1 pseudogene is annotated in these 725 nt (G+C 62.5%); it reads right to left on the reverse strand.

The features are described 5' to 3' along the window. A pseudogene (locus tag AWB67_RS38990) lies at positions 1-668 on the reverse strand (IS30 family transposase); the annotation flags it as partial. Positions 669-725: the final 57 nt, after the last annotated feature.

Below are 725 nucleotides of genomic sequence, written 5' to 3' on the forward strand. Positions count from 1 at the left end.
GAGTTCCTTGCCCTGGTCGTACGTAAAGCTCTGGCGCAGGGGTTCGGGAATCGAATTGAGTTTGGCCGAGAAGCCCGCCAGAGCCGAGGCCGCGGTTGCATCCTCCATCTTGGCAAGCAGCACTAGACGGCTGGTGCGCTCAACCAACACGCCAACAGAGGATTGATTGCCAGCGCCTTTTATGAAGTCACCTTCCCAGTGACCAGGCAGCAGGCGGTCTTCGATCTCGGGCGGGCGCAGGTGGATACTGACCATGTCGGGATCTGCCCGCGTCGGTCTGTACCGCGCGTGCGGGACATACGGCTGCTGTGGCCGTGGCGCAGACAGGCAATCAACTGGCGGCGCAATTCGCCGCGCGGCTGAGCGTAGATAGCCGTGTAGATGGTTTCATGCGATACGTGCTGGGTCGGATCGGTCGGATACATGCGCCTAAGTGTGCCCGATATCTGCTGGGGCGACCACTTCCACTCGAGCAGGGTGAGCACAACCCGCCAGCAAACGCTTTGCGTGCAAAGCTTGGCGGGGCGGCGACCAGTGCTACGGCGGGAGGCGCACAGCGCTTGAGCTGGCACTGATGCGTAGCCAGCAGGAGAGCTGTTCCGCGTCAGTTCACGGCTCACGGTGGCCGGCGAGCGCCCGAGCATTCGGGCCATGGCCCGAATGCTCACATCCTGCAGTCGTAGGCTTGCGATGGCGAGGCGTTCTTCAGGTTGAAGCTGCTGGTA

Source organism: Caballeronia terrestris (genome assembly GCF_001544515.1).
GTDB lineage: Bacteria > Pseudomonadota > Gammaproteobacteria > Burkholderiales > Burkholderiaceae > Caballeronia > Caballeronia terrestris.